The organism is Fulvivirga imtechensis AK7 (assembly GCF_000331535.1).
Lineage (GTDB): Bacteria > Bacteroidota > Bacteroidia > Cytophagales > Cyclobacteriaceae > Fulvivirga > Fulvivirga imtechensis.
Genome location: NZ_AMZN01000218.1, coordinates 1 through 2122, shown reverse-complemented (window position 1 = coordinate 2122; position 2122 = coordinate 1). Strand labels below are relative to the sequence as shown.

Annotated in this window: 1 protein-coding gene; it reads left to right on the top strand. The window is 44.3% G+C overall.

From position 1 onward, the window contains the following. The first annotated feature begins 187 nt into the window (after positions 1 to 187). Entirely contained in the window at positions 188 to 2026 is a 1839-nt protein-coding gene (locus C900_RS27870) for an MICOS complex subunit MIC60 (RefSeq protein ID WP_009583845.1), read from the top strand. Positions 2027 to 2122: the final 96 nt, after the last annotated feature.

The following is a 2122-nucleotide window of genomic DNA, read 5'->3' as shown; positions in this document are numbered from 1 at the left end:
TGTGAGAGGGGCGAGGTGAAATTCCTCGTTCCTACTCGACAGTTCCTCTGAGCCACTAATGGAAGGAAGGGGTGGGGAAAATTTGAGCACGGAAGTAACCCCATCTGGCGCGGAGAGTTAACTTCCGCGCTAGTGGATTAAGAGCAATTCTGTCGAAAAATCATTAAATTGCGACTCTATTTGAACTATGAAGCAGGTATTTTTCATCGTTTTTTGTTTCTTCTACAGTATAGCTTCTTTTGCCCAGGAAGTAGAGGTGCCCGATAGCGTGAAAGCCAAAATACCCGACTTTCCATCGGAGGCTGCTGATGGCCAATCAACAGCCGATTCTTTAAAACAAGCATTGCAAATCAACAAACCCACCAATCCTCTTGATTCCCTCCCAACAGATTCTTTACAACAGATGAAAAGTAAGCTTCAAAGGCTTCAAAATGTATCTTTATTACTCGCTGATTCACTCAAACCAGGAAGGGTGGGAGCAGGGAAAGACAGTCTTACCTCCAAAACAGCAGGAGTAACAGGGAAGTTGGATGGTGTTAAAGCTGATATAGATTCTATAAAAACGGCTGCCACTGATACATTAAATACAAAAATACAACGAGCTGTGGATGGTGTAGTGGGAAATACTGCCGATAGTCTACAGGACCTGGCGAACCAGCCAAAGGAAAAAATTGAAGGGTTTCAGCGTAAACAACAGGAAAAGCTGGATAAAGTCACTGAGGGCAAGTTGGATGACCTCCCAACGGAAGGCAACCCTTTAGGGAATGCTTCCGGCAAAATTCCGGATACAGACATCGGAGAAAAGGTGTCTAACATCGATACACCCCAACTGGGTGATGACGAGCTGCCGGTGAATACAAATATAGGAGAAGAGTTGCCCGGAGTAGACACCCCTGAGCTGGGAGAGATTACCGGAGGGAGCGGTGAGATACCGGTTCCGGAAGCAGGTGATATTACCAAAGGCGTTATCCCGGAAGAGGTGGGGGAGCTGAAGGACCTGAACCTGAACGATCGGGTGGAAAAAGCAACGGATATCAATCTGGAAAAGACCATGGACAACCCTGTGCAGCAGGTTGGTGATAAGTTAGGGGATATTGAAGAAGTAGATCAGGTGAAAAGTTCTGTGGGGGAGGTAAAGGAAGTGACTGAAGTAGCCGGTGAATACCAGGATGACCTTGAGGCGGTAAAAGAGGGAGATTACGAGTCCCTGGAAGGAAGGGCAGAAGAACGGCTCAGTGGTTTTGAAGAAATGGGGGAATTCCAGGAGCAAAAAGCCCAGATGGAGTCGTTAAAAGCCGACTATGATGAAAAGCTCAAGCAACTTCGCCATGAGCAGGATATGGAATTGCTTAAGGAGAAGTTAGATAAAAAAATTAAGGAGAAGGCGGTAGATCACTTTGTGGGTAATAGAGACAAACTACTAGAAGCACAGCAAACACTGTTTAAGTACAAGCAGAAATATCCCAACGTAAGAAGTATCAGAAATATTTCCGATGAAACTCCAGCGGAGAGAATGAAGCGTACTTTTGTAGAAAGACTAGTCTTTGGTGTGGACTTGCAAATTGTAAAGCAGAATGAGTTGACCTTTATGGATATTACCCCTTATGCCGGATATAAGGTCACACACAGGTTGGAGGCGTATGGCGGATACATGTGGAGGTTCCATACTGATATGGATGATGGCTTTAACTTTAACCATACCAGTATCTCTGGCTTTCGAGGCTCCGTCAACTATCTTATCTACAAAGGGTTTTCCGCAGTTGGCAGTTACGAGCGTATCCATAAAAAAACCTTGCCTGGCCTGGCTGAAAATGGCAAAGAATGGCATAACGGAGTTTTTCTGGGAATTAGTAAAAAGTATAAGATTGTCAGAAGTTTTTACGGAAGTGGCCAGTTTTTATATAACCTTGCTTATAATAATGAGAGTCCTTACCACAGGCGTATCGCTGTTCGGTTCGGCTTTTTTCTGGATATGAAACATAGTAAGAAAAGAAAAAAAGAAAGTAGGCAAAGCGAAAATAGGTAAATCCCTTATTGTTTTCTGCGGGCTGGTCATAAAAAACAACCTCTGACAAGTATGCCAGAGGTTGCCAATTGAGCTGATTTTGACTGGTCAATACTG